The following is a 19,599-nucleotide window of genomic DNA, read 5'->3' on the forward strand; positions in this document are numbered from 1 at the left end:
AAAGTCGCGCCGATATACAGATAAATAGCCTTCCCCAATAATCGGATTGAAAAAGCGCGCATATTTATATGTCTATAATGGGGTGTCGTCACGATCAGTACGCATTGCTAGCTCGTACCAATTCGTTCACGGTCTTAGCCATGATGAGGAGATCGAACCGAAGCGACCAATGCCGAATGTACTCAAGATCGCGCTCGACACGTCGTTCCATAGCCGCTATGTCTCGCGTCTCACCCCTGCATCCATTGACCTGCGCCCACCCGGTCATCCCCGGCCTCACCAATTGTCGGTCTTCATATCCTTTTATCAGCCTTGAGTAGATCGCGTCGTGGATCAGTGCATGTGGCCGTGGACCAACGAGTGACATGTCGCCACGGACCACATTGAAGAGCTGCGGCAGCTCATCGATGCTGGTTTTCCGGAGGAACCGTCCAACCCGCGTAACACGGGCATCGCCCGGGCAAGCCTGGCAAACGTCGGCGCCGTCCTCCAAACATGTCATTGTTCGGAACTTCCAGATTTGAAAGCGTTGACCATTCTGCCCGCCGCGCCACTGGCGAAAGAAAATCGGGCCCCGTGTATCGAGAGTCAGGGCTATTGCCACAGCTACGAACAGCGGTGACAGAGCAACGATCCCGATCAGAGCAACCACAAAATCGAAGACTCGTTTAAATGTGCCATTTGGGTCATGTTGAATCGGTCGCGATGCAAATGGCCTTGCGAGGCTCGACACAGTGTCTACAAGTTCTAGTCCGTTGTCTGGCTCCTGGTTGGGTCCGACCAGCGCCTCGACCACCGCTGCCGAATCCAATTTGCCGGCACCCGACCGACCGGTTGCACCAGCGCGTTCGAAAATACCGAGACGAGCCGCGCAATCGCCGGAGGATTGCCGCGCAATGTAGGTAGCCTGCGAGCCATAGATGTCGCGGATATCGCGCCAAAGCATCGTGACCCTCACTTGAGAGGGCGCCAGCCTGCCCTGCCCCCGGGAAGCTGTCCCGCCCGGGCGGCGCCTTAAATCGTCTTGCTTATCTCGCCGTGCCGTTCTGCGGTCTCGGACCGCATCTTATGCAGCCACTGCAGGGGCGCAGCACAATCATGGGCTGCGATAATACATGCGGTACCGGCGCCAAGTGAGAATTCAATGGTTCTAATTCCGATGCGCCTCATTGATACCTTCGGAAATTTGCCGACTGATCCTAAAGCGGCACTAATAGCGGTGCGACCCGAGTATCACTAAGCTATCGACCAGTCGCAGGCGATCAACCGTTTAGGCGAAGAGTCATGGCACCCAACACGACGTTGCCCTCATCCATGAATGTATCGCCAGCGGCCCATCGGCTAAGAATTGCACTTGTGTGCAGCCGGCTGCCATTACCGATGACCCGCGCAGATCAGTTGGCCGTCGCGCATCTCATTTCGTTCTTGGCCGCGCGTGGTCATGCGTTGGACCTTTTCACGCTCGACACAGGAGAGAAGCCGACGCCTGAGCAGTGGGTTTGGCTAGATCAGCGCTGCCGTGGACTCTTTGTGTTCCGACAATCCCCGGCGCGCAGCATTCTGGGACTGATCGGGGCTGTCGCAGTCGGCAAACCGATGCAGGTCGGCTGGTTTACGAACCGCGCTCATATCCATGCCGTCCGGCAAGCCCTCTCGGTCAGGCAATACGACGTCGCTTACGCCTACTACATCCGTAGCGCCGAGGCGCTCCGCGCGGTCTGCCCCGCCGAGGCTGGACCGGACGTAGGCCGCCCTTCCACGATTCTCGGCATGCAGCTGTCGCAGTCGCTGAATACGCGGCGGCTAGCGCAAAGCTCCGGCAGGCTACCGGATAAAATCATCTATGCCCTGGAGCAGGGCCTAGTACGTCGATACGAGGCTAACATCTGGCGCGACTTCTTCAGGACGGTACTCATCAGCGAGAGAGACGCGGAGGAAATTCGTCTGGCCTGTCGCGAAAGGTCGATGCCAGAGATAAGCAACTACGTTCTTTACCCGCACGGTGTTGATACGAGCCGATTCCGGCCTCGTCCAGACATTGATCCCGATCCAGCCACGCTGATCTTCTCAGGCGTGATGGGGACGAACACCAACGTTCACGCGATCACCTGGTTCGTCAAAAACTGCTGGCCCCGCATAAGAGCGGATGTCCCGGGCGCGCATCTGCTCGTTGTGGGTCGCCGGCCGGCGCGCGAGGTCGTCCGTCTTGCTGCTCTGGACCACGCAATTACGGTAACCGGCGAGGTTCCCGATCCTGCTGAATACATTGCGCGCGCGACGGTGTGCATAGATCCTGTACAGATTGGGGCCGGCATGCAGAACAAGCTGATCGAGTACATGGCCTGCGGCAAGGCCATCGTGACAACGCCGGTGGCCAACGAGGGGATTAATGCAATTTCCGGAACGCACCTCCTCGAAGCCGCCGGTCCCGAGGCATTTGCGGATGCCGTCGTCGCGCTTCTGCGTAATCCGGAGAGGAGAGCAGCGTTAGGAAAGAGCGCACGCGAGTATATCCAGCGCTACTGGACGTGGGAAAAGCTGTTTTCGGCGCTCGAAGCTGAGATGTTGGCGATGGCTGGTTTTCAGAGAAATGCTGCTTAGCCGAAGACTTGACGCACACGTCGGCGCAACAGTGTTTGCCGGAGCGCGAGGATGAAGCAGATCGTCCAAAGTGCAAGTACTGGCGTCCTGTCGGTTCGGGCCGTACCAGCGCCGCGCGTGAAGCCGGGGCATCTCCTGGTTCGCACGGTAGCCAGTCTAATTTCCGCTGGCACAGAGCGGATGGTTGTCGAATTTGCAAAAAGGAGCTTGCTCGGGAAGGCAACGAGTCGGCCCGATTTGGTCAAGCAAGTAATGGCCAAAATTCATCGTGATGGGCTTGTGGCCACCCTGGACACCGTGCGAGCGCGCCTCGACCAGCCACTGCCGCTCGGTTATTCTGCCTCAGGCGTCGTTGTAGAAGTGGGGCATGGGCTCGAAGGCAAATTTCAGGTTGGCGATAACGTCGCGATTGCGGGAGCGGGAATCGCCAACCACGCTGAGTACAATGTTGCTCCAGGCAACCTGGCGGCAGCTGTCCCAGAGGACGTGTCCCACTTCGAGGCGTGCTTCGGGACCCTGGCATCCATAGCGCTCAACGGCATCCGCCTGTTAGAACCGAAGCTGGGTGATGTGGTCGGTGTCATCGGGGTGGGTCTGGTTGGTCAATTGGCCGCTCAGCTGCTTGCGATCCACGGATGCCGCGTGCTCTGCCTAGATTACAGCGCCCAAAGGCTCGCTCTTGCCCGCTCACTCGGCGCCGAATTTACCTGGAATCTTGCTGACGGTAGTCCCTCTGCGTTCGTCGGATCTCAGACCAACGGCGTTGGCTGCGATGGCGTCGTGATCACCGCCGCTACATGTTCAAGCGAGCCGTTTGACACGGCGGCGGACATTGCGCGCGACCGCGCAAAGATCAGTCTGGTCGGCGTCACAGGGACAGAATTTCCGTATCGCGAGTTTATGAAGAAGGAGCTTTCGGTGGTCGTCTCGCGTTCCTACGGGCCCGGAAGATACGACAATGACTTCGAGAAACGTAACATCAAGTACCCCGTCGGCTGGGTACGCTGGACTGAAGCAGACAATCTGGCTGAGTGCGTTCGTCTGATGAGTCCGAACCGTACACTTCGCCTCACCCCAACAGCACTCACGACGCATCGGTTTCCGATAAACGATGCCGAAAAGGCCTATGAACTGGTTACGGAAGGAATGGAACCGCATTTGGGTGTCGTAATAGAGTATCCAACCGATCAGCAAGGAAGTGTCGAACCGATCCCGGCAATCGAAATACGGCCTTATGTGATTCCGCATCGCGGCCGGTGCACCTTGGGGGTGATCGGCGCCGGGTCTTTCGCGCGATCAAAATTGTTGCCCATACTGGCCCGCCATCCGCAGGTGGTGCTACACACAGTTGTGACGCAGCGCGGCGTTTCGGCTGACGACACCCAACGCAGATTTGGTTTTCGCCACTGTGGGACCGACGAATCATCAGTTTTCGACGATCCCCAGATCAATGCAGTTGTCATCACCACGCCGCATAGTACCCATGCGACCTTCACCGCTCGCGCGCTGTCGGCAGGCAAAGCCGTCCTGGTCGAGAAGCCATTGGCCTTGACGCGCGACGAACTGAATTCAGTCGTGCGAGCTCGCAACACGTCTTCTGCTTTTTTTCAAGTCGGATTCAATAGACGATTTGCGCCAATGATCGTTTCCTTGTGTCGGCATTTGGCGCCGTTGCCTGCTCCGAAAAACGTTCTCATGCGCATCAATGCGGGGCAACTCGCAGCGGACAGCTGGCAGCGAGAACCGGACGAGGGGAACGGTCGCATCATTGGCGAGCTCTGTCATTTCGTCGACTTGGCCCGGTGCCTGATCGCGGTACCGATTGTAGCGGTCCGAGCTGATGCCGCGCGCCTTGTTAATAGTCTGTGTGAAGACGTTACGGTCGCCATCCGGTTCAGCGATGGTAGCCTTTGTACCCTGGTCTATACGGCACTCGGCGATCCAGCCTACAGCAAGGAAAGAATTGAATGCTACGCTGGCGGCACAGTGGCCACCATCGACAATTTCCGGACGCTGGAGATCGTCGTAAACGGCAGCGTTCGACGCCAATCGAGCAGATTGAAGCAGGACAAGGGCCATCACGGTGAGCTCGACGCGTTCGTTGCGGCGGTCGTGGAAGATACCGGCGCTCCTATTCCGGAACCCGAGATTGTGGAGACGAGCGTGGCCACTATTGCCATTCTCGAAGCCCTTCGAACCGGATCGGTGGTGCTTCTATGAAACCCGGTCGCATGCTCCGAACCGTGCGCCACCTGGGTGCAGAGCAATTGTATTGTCGCGCATGGTCGCGGGGGCAATGGGCCATAGCTGAGAAGTGTCCCAGTCTGTTCCATCGATGGATCGAAAGAACAGCGCGGGACCTTCCGGATCCGGAATTCCGCGATCCGCTGCGCCACGTAGCAAAACATGTACTGCACCTGCAGAATTGCGTTCACGGGGCGCACCTCGCGGAGATCGCGGAAGGGAGATTCGAGTTTCTCGGCAGGACGATGGATTTCGGCGGCATCGATCGCATCGCGTGGCGCGTCGAAATGGGCGAGGGCAACAATCGCCTTTGGCGGATGACGTTGTCGTATCTGGGTTGGACCGTACCACTCCTCGCCCGAGGCACTGCCAGCGACGTAGCCATGATACATCGGACAATTGAGAGCCTCGTGGCCCAAAACCAGTGGAACGTGCCGGGCGTCTTTCGAGACGTTTGGCATCCGTATTCTGCAAGTCACCGCCTGATAAACCTGATCGCGGGATACGCACTCTTGCGTGCCGCGGGCGGGAGCCACTCCGATGACCTCGCGGCTTTGCTCAAACATGCAAAGTTCTGCGCTGCATTTGTCCTACGCAATCTGGAGCACGACCTCCGGTTCAATCATCTATTGAAGAACTACGTGGCGTTATCGATATATCGCGCGGCCCTCGGGCAGAACACGCCTCGCTTGGGATTCTTGGACCGCGCGATACGACAGACCCTCGATCAGGTCGTGCTAAGCGACGGCGGCCATGCGGAAAGGTCGCCGATGTATCACGCGCTGTGTTTGGTCGACCTGCAGACTTTGCTGGCCGCCAACTCGCTGTCCCATACGCCTTGGCTGGAGGCAACGATTTCAGCGATGCAGTCGGCCCTTGGCGTCATGTGCCATCCAGACGGCGACATAGGACTGTTCAACGACTCGTGGTTGGGCGAGGCTCCATCGGCGACCGAGCTCGCACCACCGCCAGCGGACGGCCGGATTGCGCTGCCGGAAACAGGATACATTCGACTCTCCCGCCAGAACGATGCCGTCATTTTCGATTGCGGCCCCTGCGGTCCTGATTCCAATCCAGGGCACGCTCATGCGGATTTCCTTAGTGTTGAACTCTCGGTCGCCAGCAAGCGGTTCATCGTGGACCCCGGTGTGCCAACATATTCCCAAGGTCCTGCGCGGGATGATTGCCGATCCGCTTCCCGTCACAACGGACCGCACGTCATCGGCGCCGAGCCCATCGAATTTTGGAGCTCGTTCCGTGTCGGACGTCGCGGTTCGGCACTTCCTCTAGAGGATCCGACCCTCGGGAGGATAGCGCCGCTGTGGGCGGCGGGATATCAAAACGGCTTTCGCAGGCTGGGGACTGATGTGGCCCGCTGGGTCGGACTATGGCCCGGGTGCGCCTTGCTCATTGTAGACGTTTGGCGCGGTCTTGAATCCGCTCGTGCAGGCGTTCGATTCCTCGTGCCGGGAACGTGGTCCGTGTCGCCTTCCCGCACATTTGCAGCAGGCGGGTTGCAGGTAAGCCTCGACGTACTTTTGGGAAAAGGACCTCATATCGAAAGCGCCAGATGGTGGCCGAAATTCGGTGAGTCGCATTCTGCACACAGCATATTCATACATCCGTTACCGGACCGCGATGGATCGGTCGCAGCGACTTTGTGGAGTTGGGGGGAAGAAGCTCCTGCAGGGATTGTTGAAGCTCGCAGCATAGCACGGACGTTGCTTGCACACTGCCCCGGACATTTGCCATGAGAATCGTCGTCTGCGGACTCGGATACGTCGGCGTGACAGTGGCAGCCTGCATGTTGCGCAAGGGCGCAACGGTCATTGGGGTTGACGTAAACCCGCAAAAGGTGGAGATCGCCAACGAGGGTCATTCTCCCGTGAAAGAATCCGGGGTAGACGAAACCTTTTCAAGGGCTCGAGCCGAAAATCGCCTCACGGCTGCGACGACGCTAGGGAGCGCGCTCGCAGATGCGGACGTAGTGGTCGCGTGCGTCGGAACGCCGAGTCGTGAGGACGGCTCGCTCGAACTGTCGTACGTCTCCTCGGTTTCGGAGGAAATCGGTACGGCGGTTCGGCAACGATCGGCCAAGTGCCGGCCGCTGCTCTGCGTATTCCGATCGACAATGCTGCCTGGCACCATGGAAACGGTGGTCATGCCTAAGTTGAGCGCGGCGGCAGGAGAGCCCGCGGGTCAGCGTTACGAGCCGGTGTACAATCCAGAATTCATGCGCGAATCGACTGCCATCACGGACTATTTCAACCCTCCAAAAATCGTCGTTGGCGAGCGATTTCCTGGCGCAGCGCAGGATCTGCACGGCATGTACGATGGGATCGATGCGCCCGTATTCAAAGTCCCGTTTGCCGTGGCGGAGATGGCCAAGTACGTGGACAACTATTTCCACGCTCTCAAGGTCTCGTTTGCTAATGAGATCGCAAGATTGGCGCTCACCTCCGCCATCAACCCGCGAGACGTCATACGTATCTTCTTGTCGGACACCAAACTGAACGTCTCTCCTTACTACCTGCGACCGGGAAATGCGTTCGGGGGATCCTGCCTTCCCAAGGATGTTCGCGCTCTCAGCGCATTTGGGAAAAAACATGGATTGGAGGTGCCGCTCCTGCAGAACGTGATCGCCAGCAACACGGCCCACAAGTCCTTTATCGCGCGCTTGGTTCTAGCGCACGCGCCGAGAGGGGCACGCATCCTGCAGATGGGGCTTACGTTCAAACCAGATACGGACGACTTGCGCGAAAGTCCGCTGGTTGAACTCGCCGCAACGCTGCTCGAGCGAGGATACGACCTGTGTTTGTTCGAACCGGACCTGAAGCCGGAGCAGCTCATCGGCGCCAACCTGGCGTTTGCAAACGCGCATTTGGCGCGACTGCCGGAACTTCTGGTCGCCGATTTCGCGCGCGCAGCGGCGAGGGCGGATCTCATCGTACTCGGAAAGGCCATGCCCGGCGTCAGGCTGCCATCTGGCAAGCAGTTTCTCAACCTCTATCGCTTGTAGGCGATTAAATTGGGCGACTGGGTTGCTGATTGTGACGAGGATATTCCCAAGTACGCAGCATTCGCGGCGCAAGCAGTCACGACGTCGAGGGTCACAGACGAGGCGCCGAAATTGGGACAGAGCCACCATTGATCGGGAACGGCACCGAGAAACATCCAAGCTATATCTTGTGCGGTGGCGGCGAACAATCTGCATACACTGTCGGCGGCAAGGATGGCGCTGTGAACGTGCGCCTAGGCACCTTCTCATGGCCCCTCCAGCCCAGCGCTTACACCTTCGTCGCTACTGCCACGGCCGCGCATCCAAGCGCCGATCCATGTGCGGCCGTAAGGTCTATCTCACGTACTCCAAACAATCGGTCGATCCCGGGCCGCGGCGGCGGACCGACGAAGTGGCGAAGCAGCGGGGTAATCCGAAAGGGTCGCACCTAGGGCGAATCTTACAGTAGGACAGGTGCGTGTGACCAAGTTATCTTGGACCTTCCGCATATGGTTTGCTGGGGCGCTGCGGCCCTCTGTCCTGAAGGCGCATGTTGCGGCGGAGATCATGATTTGGGGCATGAGAATGCCTGGTCTGTCGGGTTTGCCTATAGCAATCGTTGGGGCAGGGGCGCTCGGTCTCTCCGTCGCCGCACATTTGCGGTCCTGTGGCGTGCCGTTTCGAATCTTTGTTACGCTGATGCACCGGTGGCTGGCCCAAATGCTGACGAGTACGCGTCTGAAGTCAGAATGGGCCCCCTCTAGCCCTGCCGATCCGGCCAGGCGCTACACGCTCCAGCAATTCTGCGCAGACGTAAGGCCATCCTACGGAAATGCTTCGATTGCGTATGACACATTCGCCAGATGCGCCTTGTCATTTCAGCGGCATCTGGTTCCCATGCTGGGAGACGTATTGGTGACGTAGGCCAGACGGCTTTGCCCTCAAGCTTGCGAACGGGGAAGGCATCAGGGCGAAGAGCTGTGTGATCGCGATGGGTTTGTTGCTCGGCTTCGACGGAGCAAGCCATGCCTCTTGATGGAGTCATCGATGTCAGGCTGGAAGCCTTGGAGAGCATTGCGAGGCTTGAGACGTCCTGGAAGGAGCTCCAAGCGCGCGCAAATCACTCATTCTATTTGTCTTGGCTCTGGATCGGCACTTGGCTACGGCATCTGCCGAAGGGCGCACAACCACACGTCCTCGTCGCTCGGTCTTCAAGAAATATCGTCGGCTTGGCGATTATTTGCCGGCGGGGAGCGTGGAGTCTCGGCCTGCATGCGCGGGCGCGTTGGCTGCTCAATGAAACCGGAGATACTCGTTTCGACAGATTGTCCATCGAGTACAATAACATTCTTGCAGAGCAATCTTTGGAGGATGCCATTAGAGTGGCATGTCTCGAGGCTTTGACGTCCCGCTTGCGGCACTCGGACGAGCTAGTGCTTTCCGGAATTGACCCAGACCTTGAGATGGCAGCTTGTCGCACCGCGAGCCGAGTTGGGCTTGTTACCGAGGTGAAACGGGCAGATACGGCACCGTGGAGCGATTTTGCCAAAGTCCGCCAGCAAGGCGGTAATTACCGCGCCACATTGGGCCGCAATACTCGGCAGGCCGTGAGCCGTGCGATGCGGTTATATGCAGAGCGCGGCTCCGTCGAGCTCCGGACTATGGAAACGACAACAGAGGCCCTCGCTGCGTTCGATTTGCTGGAAGACCTTCATCAGGCGCGATGGGGACGCAAGGGATCCTTCGCTAATCCGGGCTTCCGTCCGTTTCACGAGGAGCTAATTGCGCGCGGCGTGCCCTTGGGGGCCGTCCGCATCTCACGGACGTTGGCTGGGGACCAGACGATCGGGGTCTTGTACAATTTCGTGCATGACGGCTGTGTCCTTAACTACCAAAACGGCTTTCTCTATGAGCGCGATAACCGGCTCAAACCCGGGCTCATCAGCCATGTGCTGTCTATTGAGGACAGCATCGCACGCGGGGAGCGCGGCTACGACTTCCTCGCTGGCGCCGCCGGGCATAAGTCCCATCTGGCTAATGCGGGGTATGGCATGAACTGGATCGCAATAGGCAGAGACAGTGCAGAGGGCCGCATCGAGGCGAAGCTCCGCCGAGCCAAGCGGAGGCTAAAGACCATTGCTACGGACCTTCCAAAAAAGAAGCTGCGGCTCTGTATTCCGCATTCGGGGGCAGGTTCTTAGACGATTGGTAGGTGGGTTGGGACCTTCACGATGGCGCAGGCTCACGACGCGTGGCCAGACGCAAGAACTTCGGAGCGAAAGCAGTGGCCGGCATGCTCGAGGTGAGTTATCGGCATCTCACGATGGACCGGCCGCCGGTTCTGCTCGCGGCAGGCCCCGTCTTACTTCGGCCATTGGGAATGGCGGGTATTCCGGCGATCGTCGCCTCGACCGAGGACGATGCTCCGGCATTCGCTTCACGCTATTGCGCGGGCCGCTGCATTCTTCCGCCGCGCAGCGAGCCCAGTGCGCTGGTCGATGCGTTGATTGACGCCGGCGAACGGCTTTCGAGCCAGTTCGGCCGCCGCGTTCCTCTGATGTATGGCGAGGATTACTTTCTCGAACTCATCTACATGCATCGCGAGCGCTTGCAGCAGAAGTTTCTGTTGCTTCTGTGTGATCCGGCCGTCGCGACCGGGCTACTGACGAAGGATCGTTTTGACGAACTCGCGCGCGCGAGAGGGATTCCGGTGCCACGCAGTCTTGACTGGGATATGCTTTCCGAGATCGATGGGCCGGTGCTCGCGAAGCCGCGCTCCAAGTGCAATTGGCACCATTCGCCGCTGCAGGTTCGACTGTTCGGACGCAGCAAGGCCCTTGCCTTCGAGAATGGCAGCGCAGTGATGGCGCAGCCTTTCGTTGCCTCCTTTCGGGAGCAACTCGTATTCCAGGAATACATCCGGGGAGATGATCGCCAGCTTTGGTCATTTCATGGCGTCTCCGACGAGCGGGGTAAGATTCTCGCTTCCTTCCTTGGCAGGAAGTTGCGGGCCTCGCCGCCGTTCACGGGCGAAAGTTCATTCATCGAGATGATCGAGAACGAAGAACTCGCGGCGTTCGGACGGCGGCTGGCCGAGCGACTGCCTCTGAAAGGTCCGTTCAAAATTGATCTCAAGACCGACGTCGAATCCGGTCAGCACTTCGTTCTTGAGGTGAATGCGCGATTCAACCTCTGGCATTGCCTCGGCGCGGCGAACGGGCTCAACCTCATGGAGATCGCTTACGACTACGTGGTAGCCGGGAAACGGCCACCCCCTCTTTCCTATCGCACAGACACGCGCTGGCTCTGCCTGCCGCTCGATTGGCGCGCCTATCGCGCGCTTTCGCGGCAACGGCAGTTGACCCTTGTGGACTGGGTTTCCTCGATCCTCTTCACGCGAACCGTCTACAACGTGTTCGCGTGGAGTGATCCCGCGCCACTTGCGATGACGTTCGTGCGGAAGGTTCGCAAGTTGTTCAGATTGATGGATGTATGGTGGCGCCAATGGCTCTCTACGGCGTCATAGGCGACATCCACGGCAATCGCGAGGCCCTGATCGCGGCTCTTGCAGCGCTCGAGGCTTACGGTCCCGAACGGCTCCTGTGTATCGGCGACATCATCGGCTACAACGCGGACTCCAACGAATGCGCGGCCATCTTGCGCGAGCGCGGAGTGGTCTCGATCGTTGGCAATCACGATCTCATCGGCATCGGCCTCCTTGGTTTTGAACGCTGCTCGAACAAGGCAATGCATGCTCTCAAGCGCACGCGCTGCTCGCTCCTGCCTGGCACCGTCGAGTACCTGCGTTCGCTGCCGAGGAGCGTTCCCGTCGAGGATCGTGCGGTATTGATTCATGGCGGCGTGCGGGACGTGCAGCAGTATATGACCGGTTCCCATCATATCGCGGAGAACGTCGCTTACCTGCGCGCGGACCTCCCGGGCCGCAAGATCTGCTTTTACGGCCATGTGCATGAGCAAAGAGTGTTCGAGATCGGGCAGGGCGGAGACATTCGCGAGCTTCCCGCGAACGGGATTGTGAGACTGGACCCCGATCGCGAATATTTCATCAACGCGGGATCGCTGGATGCCTCCCGCAAGCCTCAACCGAGATTTGCGGAGTTTGCACTATTCGACAGCAGCCCGCTGACCGTCGAGTTCTTGCGTGTGTCATATGATGACGCCCTGACGGAAGCGAAGGCTGTCATGGCCGGATACCGTATTGGACGTTGGCGTGATAGATACTATAGCTTGCGTCGCAAGCTCCTCGGCCGTTCGTAAGTGAACCCCAGGATCAGTCCGCGCCCAACCAGCGACGGCGAGCGTGACTACCGCGAACGCGCAGATCCAGAGCCCTCGTCTCTGCAGGGGCCTTGCAGCGGTGGAGGTCGCGAGGCGGGCGCACCCGTGCTACCGCCAGTTCCATGTTCGCCGCCACTCGACGATGGACCCGCGGATATTGGGCTAGGTACCACGATAGCCGCAAGGATTCTTCAACTGCCAACGCCAATGGTCCGCACACATTTGTGCTAACGACCGCCTCGATTGCCAGCCCAAGGTTTCTCCCGCAAGCGTCGGATCGGCATAACAGATGGCGACATCACCAGCCCGGCGTTCTCGGATTTCATACGGAATCGGCCTCCCGCTCACGGTTTCAAAGGTCCGAATGACTTCCAGAACGCTGCTGCCGTTACCTGTTCCAAAATTGAGCGTGAGCACTCCGGGCTGTTTCAGATGGTTCAGGACACTTAGATGGCCGGAAGCAAGATCGACGACATGAACGAAGTCGCGGATTCCAGTGCCATCCGGAGTGTCATAGTCGTTTCCAAAAATCGTCAGCTTCTCTTGCTTTCCAATTGCCACCTGCGCCACAAACGGCAACAGATTGTTCGGAACGCCAACGGGGTCTTCTCCGATGAGCCCGCTTTCATGCGCGCCAACGGGATTGAAGTAGCGCAGAATACCAATCCGCCAATCATCGTCGGACCGATACAGATCCTTCAGCATTTCCTCGATGAAAAACTTTGTTCGACCGTACGGATTTGTCGGCCCGAGGGGATGCTTCTCGTCGAGCGGCAGATACGTCGGTCTCCCGTAAACGGTCGCGGACGAACTGAAGACGAGCGTCTTTACGTTTGCCTTCTTCATGGCCGATACGAGCCGCATTGTTCCCACGATGTTGTTTTCGTAATAGGTCATGGGCCGAACGTTCGAATCGCCTACGGCCTTCAGTCCCGCAAGGTGAATAACCGCACTGACTGCGCAATCACGAAGTATTGCGTAGATTGCCTCTTCATTCCGGATGTCGGCGTGCCGAAAGACGAGCGACCGTCCGCACAAAGATTGTACCCGTTGGAGAGAGGCTTTGTTACTGTTGGAGAGATTGTCGAGTGCGACGACACCGAGGCCGGCGTCCAGCAATGCCATGCAGACATGGGACCCAATGTAGCCGGCGCCTCCGGTCAACAAGATCATGTCGAACACTTTCCGTATTCGTCCGAATGCCTTCCGTGCGATGCCCGTGCCGGTGCCGGCTATGCTTTCCGGAGTCGAACTTGCGATCAGAGATGCCGCGACAGCTTTCGGCGGTTCGCCGAGGCTTGTACTTGCGTAGGTGAATGCCGTAAGGGCAAAGCGCGCTCGGCGGCATCGACCTTGCCGCGTATGGCCGCCCTAACGTCGCTCGCCACAGCGCGCGAGGGTGGCTTCCGGATATAAACTGCCCTTTCGCTCCGAGACCCATTTTCGGAGCGAGCGAGATTCGCCACCACGGCTTTCGCGGTGCTCTTGATGAGGCCGCGGTAAACGAACTCAGATAGTGGTCCTTGACGCCCCTCACGAAAGACGGCCCGCCGTCAACCGTGAAATCCGCTTCCGAAGTCTTGATCAAGGACGTACCCGACAAATCCTCCGCGGTGCTTCCGGCGGCGGCGCGAGAACATCACCTGCAGTCCGGCGTTCTGCTGCTCGTTTTTCGCGCCAGTCAGCCGATATTCATGTCCCCAGCTCACTCTCGCCGAAGATCAAGTGCAACGTCGCCGAAGGATTACCCCTTCTGGATTCGCACGGCCCGGCGCCGATCGCGCGTGGTGTCGATTGGCCAACGCTGGTCGCTTCAGCATGGCCCATTTCGTAAATCGGTCTCAACTAAGTGCGTGCCTCTTGGATTGGCGGGCCGGCACCGTAGTCATCGGTGGGAGCTCAACGCGCTCGGAGCATGCCGCAGCCCCGAGTATGGGCGGGATGCTCGTTCGTGTGTTTGACTGAAAAGCGCTCGAACCCGCTCGCTACGCTCAGTTTAAAGGTGCGGCACCCGAATCTTCCGAACGAATCTATTGGCTGCTTGCACCGGGCGCGCGGAACGCTTGGACGGCATCCTCCTAACCGATGGCGCGTCAAGATCACGTATTCATGCGGCACGTTGGTCGAGCTCGTGGCCGCCTGAGTTCGAATGTCGATGAAACCGAGACACCTTCATAGCGAACGGCGACAATCGCATTGCACCTTATGGCCGCTTAGAACGAGCCTAGCCTCAGGTCGCTTCCTGATGTTCGGGGGCGCGCGACTCCCGCTGAGCTTGGCACTTTGGTGCAGAGCCAACAAAGCGGTTCCTACCGTTCACGCAGGACGTCATGCTCGTACCTGGCGAGCGGCGAGAGCAGATAGCCGATAATCCGGCGGGATCCGGTCTTTACCTCCACCGTGACCGCCATGCCCGGGCCGAGATCGACGACGCGTTCCCCGGCCTTCAACTGCCGCTGATCGAGCGATATCCGGGCGGCATAGACGAGATCGTCCTGCCCCTGTTGCTGGCGGCCTTCCGACGTGTTCTCGGCGCGAGATCTGGGCTCGGCGACGTCGCGACCGTCGCGGGCGATGGTGTCGGGCGAGACGCTCAGCACCTTGCCATGGAGCACTCCGTAGCGTGTGAAATTGAAGGTGTGGACCTTGATCTCGGCGTCCTGTCCCGCATGAACGAACCCGACGTCTTCGTTCGACAGCGTGGCTTCGATCTCGAGGTGGCTCTCCTGTGGGACGACCACGGCGAGCACCTGGGCCGGCGTAACGACGCCCCCCACGGTATGCACGGCAAGCTGCTGGACGACGCCGTCCACAGGGGCGACGAGATCCTGGAGCTTGGTCCGCCGCTCGGCCTTGATCACGTCCTGGGCGATACCGGCGGCCTTCTGCTCGGCTTTCGCCAGCTCGTCGTACAGCGTGCGTCGGAACTCTGCCGCGGTCCTGTCGCGGGTCTCTTTGAACGCGGCAAGCGCCGCCTCGGCCTCTTTCAGCTTGCTTCGCTGAATGAGGAGATCCTGCTGCTGGCTGACCAAGTCCTGGTATTCGGTCAAGTAATTCAATTTCGATCCAAGCTGCTTGTCGAACAGGTATTTGCGTGTGTCGACGCGCTCCTGGAGCGGCGGGATGGTAGCCTCGAGCTTGGCGATGCTCGCCTCCACTGTCGAACGCTCGGCCTCCTTCTGCGACGACTGGCGGTCGAGTTCGGCGAGCTTGGCGCGCTGTTCGGAGGTTTGGCTGACCAGGAATTGCCGGTGCATCTCGATCTGGGCCGGCGTCGCGCCCTCTGGCGGATGGAAATTCGCGAGCGGATCGTCGCCATCCGAGAGCGCCGCCTGCAGTCTCGCGACGTCGAGCTGGGCGGCGACGAGATCGGCCTTGACGTGGCCCTGCTCGGCCGCCGTCATGGTCGGGTCTAGCTGGATCAGGCTTTCGCCGGCGTGGACCTGTTGGCCGTCATGGACATTGATGGCGCGTACGACACCGGTCTCCAGTGGCTGGATCAGCTTGGTCCTGCCGCTGGGTATGATCTTGCCGGTGGCCGTGGCGACGATATCGACCTTACCAAAGGTAGCCCATGCGAGCGCGACGCAGAAGATGGCGATTATGGTCGCGCCGATGGCGCGGCCGACGGGCGAGGGCGGCGTCTCGGCGATCTCAAGCGCTGCCGGTAGAAAGGCGAGCTCGTAGTCGTTGCGGCGAATCGGGCGCCTGGGAAAGTGAACGACGGAGTTGTTAGCGGACGCCATGGATGCCTGCCTGCAGGAAGTGGAGCTTCGCGTAGCGGCCGTTCGAGTGAAGCAGCTGCTCATGGGTGCCGTCCTCGACAAGGCGGCCGGCCTCGAGGGTGATGATGCGGTCGGCAGTCCGAACCGTCGACAGGCGGTGCGCAATGATGAAGACGGTCCGGCCCGCTGCGATCTGTTTCATGTTCTGTTGAATCGCCCGCTCGCTCTCGTAGTCGAGCGCGCTCGTCGCTTCGTCGAAGATGAGAATCCGCGGGTCGGCGACGAGGGCGCGGGCTACCGCGATGCGCTGCCGCTGGCCGCCGGAGAGGCTCGATCCGCGCTCGCCGACAACGGTGTCGTAGCCTTCGGGCAGGGCGAGGATGAAATCATGCGCGCCGGCGAGCATCGCAGCGGCGAAGACGCGCTCCATCGGCATCATCGGATCGGCAAGTGCGATGTTCTCGCGGATCGTCCGATTGAAGAGTACGTTCTCCTGCAGCACTACGCCGATCTGCCGCCGCAGCCAGGCGGGATCGACCACCGTCAGGTCGATGCCGTCGACGAGCACGCGTCCGCGCTCCGGAACGTAGAGCCGCTGGACCAGCTTGGTGAGCGTGCTCTTGCCCGATCCTGACGAGCCGACGATGCCTACCACCTGACCGGGCTCGACCTCGAAGGTGAGGTCGTGCAGGGTCTCGGGTCCGTCGGCGCGGTAGCGGAACGTGACGTGGTCGAACGTGATCCGGCCGCGGATGGGGGGGAGCGCCGCGCGGCTCGGGCTTTGGGCCGGCTCGGGCATGGTGTTGAGGACATCGCCCAGTCGTTCGACCGAAAGCCGGGCCTGGTGGAAGTCCTGCCAGATCTGCGCTAGCCGTAGTACCGGCGTGCTCACGCGTGCGGAGAGCATGTTGAACGCGACGAGCTCGCCGACGCTCAGGCTGCCGCCGATGACGAGCTTGGCGCCGAGATAGAGCGTCGCCGCGGCGACCAGCTTGTTGATGAGCTGTACGGCCTCGCTCGCCACGTTGTTGAGGCTCACGACGCGGAAGCTCGAGGCGACGTAGCCGGCGAGCTGCTCCTCCCATCGCCGCTGCATCTGCGGCTCAACCGCCATTGCCTTCAGCGTCTCGATCCCGGTGACGCTCTCGACGAGGAACGATTGGTTCTCCGCGCCGCGCCGGAATTTCTCGTCGAGCCGTCGGCGGAACAGCGGCGTCAATCCGGCCGAGATGCCGATGTAGAGCGGGAATGCCGCAACAGCGACGAGCGTCAGCAAGGGCGAGTAGTACGTCATCACCGCGAGGAATACAAAGGTGAACAGCAGGTCGAGGACGAGCGTGAGGGCTGAGCCAGTGATGAACTGACGGATGTTCTCGAGCTCCCGCACGCGGGCGACCGAATCGCCGACCCGGCGCGCCTGGAAATAAGCGATCGGCAGCGAGATCAGATGACGGAACAGGCGGGCGCCGAGTTCTACGTCGATGCGGTTGGTCGTGTGCGCGAAGAGGTAGGTGCGCAGGGCTCCGAGGATAGCCTCGAACATGCCGATAGCCACGAGGCCGAAGATCAGGACGTCGAGCGTGCTCAGGCTGCGATGCACCAGCACTTTATCAATGACCACCTGGAAGAACAGCGGCGAAATCAGCGCGAAGAGCTGGAGGAAGAGGGATGCGGTCAGCACTTCGGTGAGCATCCGCCGGTACTTGCCGATAGCGCCCATGAACCAGGTGATATCGAAGCGGCGCGCAAGGTCCGTCAGGCCTGCGCGGCGCGCCATCAGGATCAGGCCGCCGCTCCAGATCGCCTCGAACTGCTCCCGCGTCATCGTCTCGGGCCGCTGCTCCGTCGGGCGCTGCACCAGCACCTTGTCGGGAGCGGCTCTGCCGAGGATGAGAAAGCTGCCGTCGCGGAGGATGGCGATGCCCGGTAGAGGCGTGGTCGCCAGCCGCTCCCAGCGCGTCGAGAGCGCGCGCGCCTTCAGATCCATTTCTTTGGCGCAGCGGAGCATCTCAGGGACGCCGATCCTTGCGGTGCCGATGCGATGGCGGATCTGTTCCGGTTCTGCACCTATTCCATGACAGCGCAGCAGTATCACCAGCGCTAGCAGCGCCGATTCGGTTTCGTCCGGGTCTGGAGCGGTCGCCTCGTCGTTCGGCTCGAACTCATGATGCGCGGCATCCTCTGAGGTGGGCCGCAACCATTGCCACAGCCGCTCGGCGAAGATTCGGACGTGTCCGACGGCGGCGATCGTCGAACCGGCGACCCCGATGTCAACGCGTGGTAGGTAGCCGACGAGGTTGCGCAGGCGGGGGCGCCCAAGCGGGAAATCCTTCCAGCTCTTCCGCGCGGCCAGCGCGACGATGCGGCCGTCCCAAAGACGTTCCAATTCCTCCTGCGAGATGTACTTCGGGCGTCGTGACTTCAGATCGGCCGCCACCACGCGGTCTTCGATGATCTGGCCGAGAAGCAGGAACCCACCGCTTCGAAGCACGGCGATAGCGGGCAGAGACAGGCGAGAAAGGCCCGCCCAGTCGCTATTGTGCGCCCGCAGCTTCATCCCCAGCGCGCGGCCGCAATTCAGCATCTGAGTGACGTCGAAGACGTCTCCTTTGCAGTGCCGGCCGACTTCCTCCCGCGCGATGCTGCGCCCATGGAGGCGCGACAGAACCGTCAGCGCCGTGACGCCCTGCTCGAATGCGTCGTCGTGGTGCTCGGCCTGCGGCCGCTTTGTGCTTCTCGTCGTCATGTCCCGAAACTCCGGCAGCGCGGCACCGCGACCGCCCCGCAGGGGCGGCCGGATGCCGCGTGGCCTTGGTTGGCTGGTTAGTGCAGAGGCCTGGTCAGGAGGTTGGCCTGCTGCTGGGACGGCGCGGACAATGCCGTCGCCGCCTGCGCGAAATGCGACTCGCCACCGAAATCGCCCGCCATCATTTGATTGAAGAGGGCGTAGGCTTTCGCGCCGGCGCTAGCAACCGCATCGGTCGTCGTCCCAAGGTTAAGTACGTCGCCCGACTTCGATGCTCCGGCCTCGCTGAGCGTCGTCGCCGCCCGGGCGAAGTCGGGATGAGTATTGAACCACTGACCGACATCGATGTGGGTGCTAGGCGACCGACCCGATAACGTGCTGTTGTCCGTCGTCGTCGGCGTTGACGTTCCGGAGTTGGCTGCGGCCGACATTGTCGTTGACGTGCTCGAGCTCGTCGTGGTCGCCGGAGGATCCTTCACCGTGATGGTCTGGGCCGCGCTCGTGACCGGGGTGCCGGTGGCATCGGTCGTAGTGACCGTCAGCGTCGCAGTCGGATGCCCGTGACCGCGGTAGGAGGAGTTCAGCGTGAGACCGCTGTTGACCTCCCCCGCAGTCAGCGTGACCGACCTTCCGCTGAAGGTTTTGCCGTCCAGATTGTCGGTGATGGTTTCGTAGTTCGGCAATCCGGAGATGTTGACGGTCACGTTATCGCCCGCATGCGGCACGCTCACGCCGATGCCGAGCGATACCTGGCTGCCGGGGCTGACTGATAGCGCGTGATCGGCCACGGTGAGGGTCGGTGCAATCGGAGTCGTCGGCGTGGTCGTGTCGGATCCGCTCGTGCTGCCCGAGGTAGTGGTGCCGGTCGGATCGGTTACGGTGGTGCCGCCCGACGACGTGGTGCCGGTCGGCGTGGTCACGCTAGTCCCGCCCGATGTCGTGTCGGACGAGGAGGTGCCCGACGATGTCGCGGCGGAGCCGGTGGT

General features: G+C 60.5%; 13 protein-coding genes and 1 pseudogene. 8 read left to right on the plus strand and 6 right to left on the minus strand.

All coding sequences use genetic code 11. From position 1 onward, the window contains the following. Positions 1-94: 94 nt before the first annotated feature. Positions 95-946, minus strand: coding sequence for an exopolysaccharide biosynthesis polyprenyl glycosylphosphotransferase (locus F758_RS48660; protein WP_024512543.1), 852 nt, complete (start codon positions 944-946; stop codon positions 95-97). Positions 947-1,380: 434 nt separating this feature from the next. Here F758_RS48660 and F758_RS0136880 point away from each other — a divergent pair, with 434 nt between their 5' ends. From F758_RS0136880 to F758_RS0136915, 7 genes are all read left to right on the plus strand, one after another. Beyond that, positions 1,381-2,601, plus strand: a complete 1,221-nt coding sequence (locus F758_RS0136880) for a glycosyltransferase family 4 protein (RefSeq protein ID WP_024512544.1) — start codon at positions 1,381-1,383, stop codon at positions 2,599-2,601. A gap of 51 nt (positions 2,602-2,652) precedes the next feature. After that, complete coding sequence (locus F758_RS0136885; RefSeq protein ID WP_024512545.1) at positions 2,653-4,821, plus strand: Gfo/Idh/MocA family oxidoreductase; 2,169 nt, start codon at positions 2,653-2,655, stop codon at positions 4,819-4,821. A gap of 11 nt (positions 4,822-4,832) precedes the next feature. Then, positions 4,833-6,599: a heparinase II/III family protein gene (locus F758_RS0136890; RefSeq protein WP_024512546.1), complete on the plus strand. Its 1,767-nt coding sequence runs from the start codon at positions 4,833-4,835 to the stop codon at positions 6,597-6,599. Continuing rightward, positions 6,596-7,864 carry a nucleotide sugar dehydrogenase gene (locus F758_RS0136895; protein ID WP_024512547.1) on the plus strand — a complete coding sequence of 423 codons (1,269 nt, stop codon included), beginning with the start codon at positions 6,596-6,598 and terminating at the stop codon, positions 7,862-7,864. Before F758_RS0136890 ends, F758_RS0136895 begins: the two co-directional genes overlap by 4 nt. 1,004 nt (positions 7,865-8,868) lie before the next feature. Further along, positions 8,869-10,044: a GNAT family N-acetyltransferase gene (locus tag F758_RS0136905; RefSeq protein ID WP_024512549.1), complete on the plus strand. Its 1,176-nt coding sequence runs from the start codon at positions 8,869-8,871 to the stop codon at positions 10,042-10,044. A 50-nt stretch (positions 10,045-10,094) separates the two neighbouring features. After that, a complete protein-coding gene (locus tag F758_RS0136910; RefSeq protein ID WP_024512550.1) occupies positions 10,095-11,369 on the plus strand; it encodes a carboxylate--amine ligase in 1,275 nt (424 codons plus the stop codon). Beyond that, on the plus strand, positions 11,348-12,121 hold the full coding sequence (locus F758_RS0136915) for a metallophosphoesterase family protein (protein ID WP_024512551.1): 774 nt from the start codon (positions 11,348-11,350) through the stop codon (positions 12,119-12,121). The genes F758_RS0136910 and F758_RS0136915 overlap by 22 nt, the downstream gene beginning before the upstream one ends. Before the next feature lie 183 nt (positions 12,122-12,304). Here the strand turns inward: F758_RS0136915 and galE are convergent, their stop codons facing one another. From galE to F758_RS46855, 5 genes and pseudogenes are all read right to left on the minus strand, one after another. Next, the gene (gene galE / locus F758_RS0136920) at positions 12,305-13,315 is read right to left on the minus strand and encodes a UDP-glucose 4-epimerase GalE (protein ID WP_024512552.1); all 1,011 of its coding nucleotides are present in this window, start codon (positions 13,313-13,315) and stop codon (positions 12,305-12,307) included. A gap of 1,136 nt (positions 13,316-14,451) precedes the next feature. Continuing rightward, on the minus strand, positions 14,452-15,888 hold the full coding sequence (locus tag F758_RS0136925; RefSeq protein ID WP_024512553.1) for an HlyD family type I secretion periplasmic adaptor subunit: 1,437 nt from the start codon (positions 15,886-15,888) through the stop codon (positions 14,452-14,454). Continuing rightward, positions 15,875-18,064, minus strand: a complete 2,190-nt coding sequence (locus F758_RS45430; protein WP_502689208.1) for a type I secretion system permease/ATPase — start codon at positions 18,062-18,064, stop codon at positions 15,875-15,877. Before F758_RS45430 ends, F758_RS0136925 begins: the two co-directional genes overlap by 14 nt. Before the next feature lie 156 nt (positions 18,065-18,220). After that, positions 18,221-18,613 (minus strand): annotated as a pseudogene (locus F758_RS53555) (cysteine peptidase family C39 domain-containing protein); the annotation flags it as partial. Positions 18,614-18,690: 77 nt separating this feature from the next. Then, a complete protein-coding gene (locus F758_RS46855) occupies positions 18,691-19,401 on the minus strand; it encodes a hypothetical protein (RefSeq protein ID WP_024512555.1) in 711 nt (236 codons plus the stop codon). Between the two features lies 1 nt (position 19,402). Between F758_RS46855 and F758_RS51470 the strand changes: the two genes are divergently transcribed. After that, a partial coding sequence (locus F758_RS51470) for a hypothetical protein (protein ID WP_024512556.1) occupies positions 19,403-19,599 on the plus strand: 197 nt, incomplete at its 3' end.

Source organism: Bradyrhizobium sp. ARR65 (assembly GCF_000472385.1).
Lineage (GTDB): Bacteria > Pseudomonadota > Alphaproteobacteria > Rhizobiales > Xanthobacteraceae > Bradyrhizobium.

Bases quoted from the DNA above. Each gene is read 5' to 3' on its own strand.
- F758_RS48660 (WP_024512543.1), bottom strand. From the start codon at position 946: ATGCTTTGGCGCGATATCCGCGACATCTATGGCTCGCAGGCTACCTAC.
- F758_RS0136880 (WP_024512544.1), top strand. From the start codon at position 1,381: ATGACCCGCGCAGATCAGTTGGCCGTCGCGCATCTCATTTCGTTCTTG.
- F758_RS0136885 (WP_024512545.1), top strand. From the start codon at position 2,653: ATGAAGCAGATCGTCCAAAGTGCAAGTACTGGCGTCCTGTCGGTTCGG.
- F758_RS0136890 (WP_024512546.1), top strand. From the start codon at position 4,833: ATGCTCCGAACCGTGCGCCACCTGGGTGCAGAGCAATTGTATTGTCGC.
- F758_RS0136895 (WP_024512547.1), top strand. From the start codon at position 6,596: ATGAGAATCGTCGTCTGCGGACTCGGATACGTCGGCGTGACAGTGGCA.
- F758_RS0136905 (WP_024512549.1), top strand. From the start codon at position 8,869: ATGCCTCTTGATGGAGTCATCGATGTCAGGCTGGAAGCCTTGGAGAGC.
- F758_RS0136915 (WP_024512551.1), top strand. From the start codon at position 11,348: ATGGCTCTCTACGGCGTCATAGGCGACATCCACGGCAATCGCGAGGCC.
- galE (WP_024512552.1), bottom strand. From the start codon at position 13,315: ATGATCTTGTTGACCGGAGGCGCCGGCTACATTGGGTCCCATGTCTGC.
- F758_RS0136925 (WP_024512553.1), bottom strand. From the start codon at position 15,888: ATGGCGTCCGCTAACAACTCCGTCGTTCACTTTCCCAGGCGCCCGATT.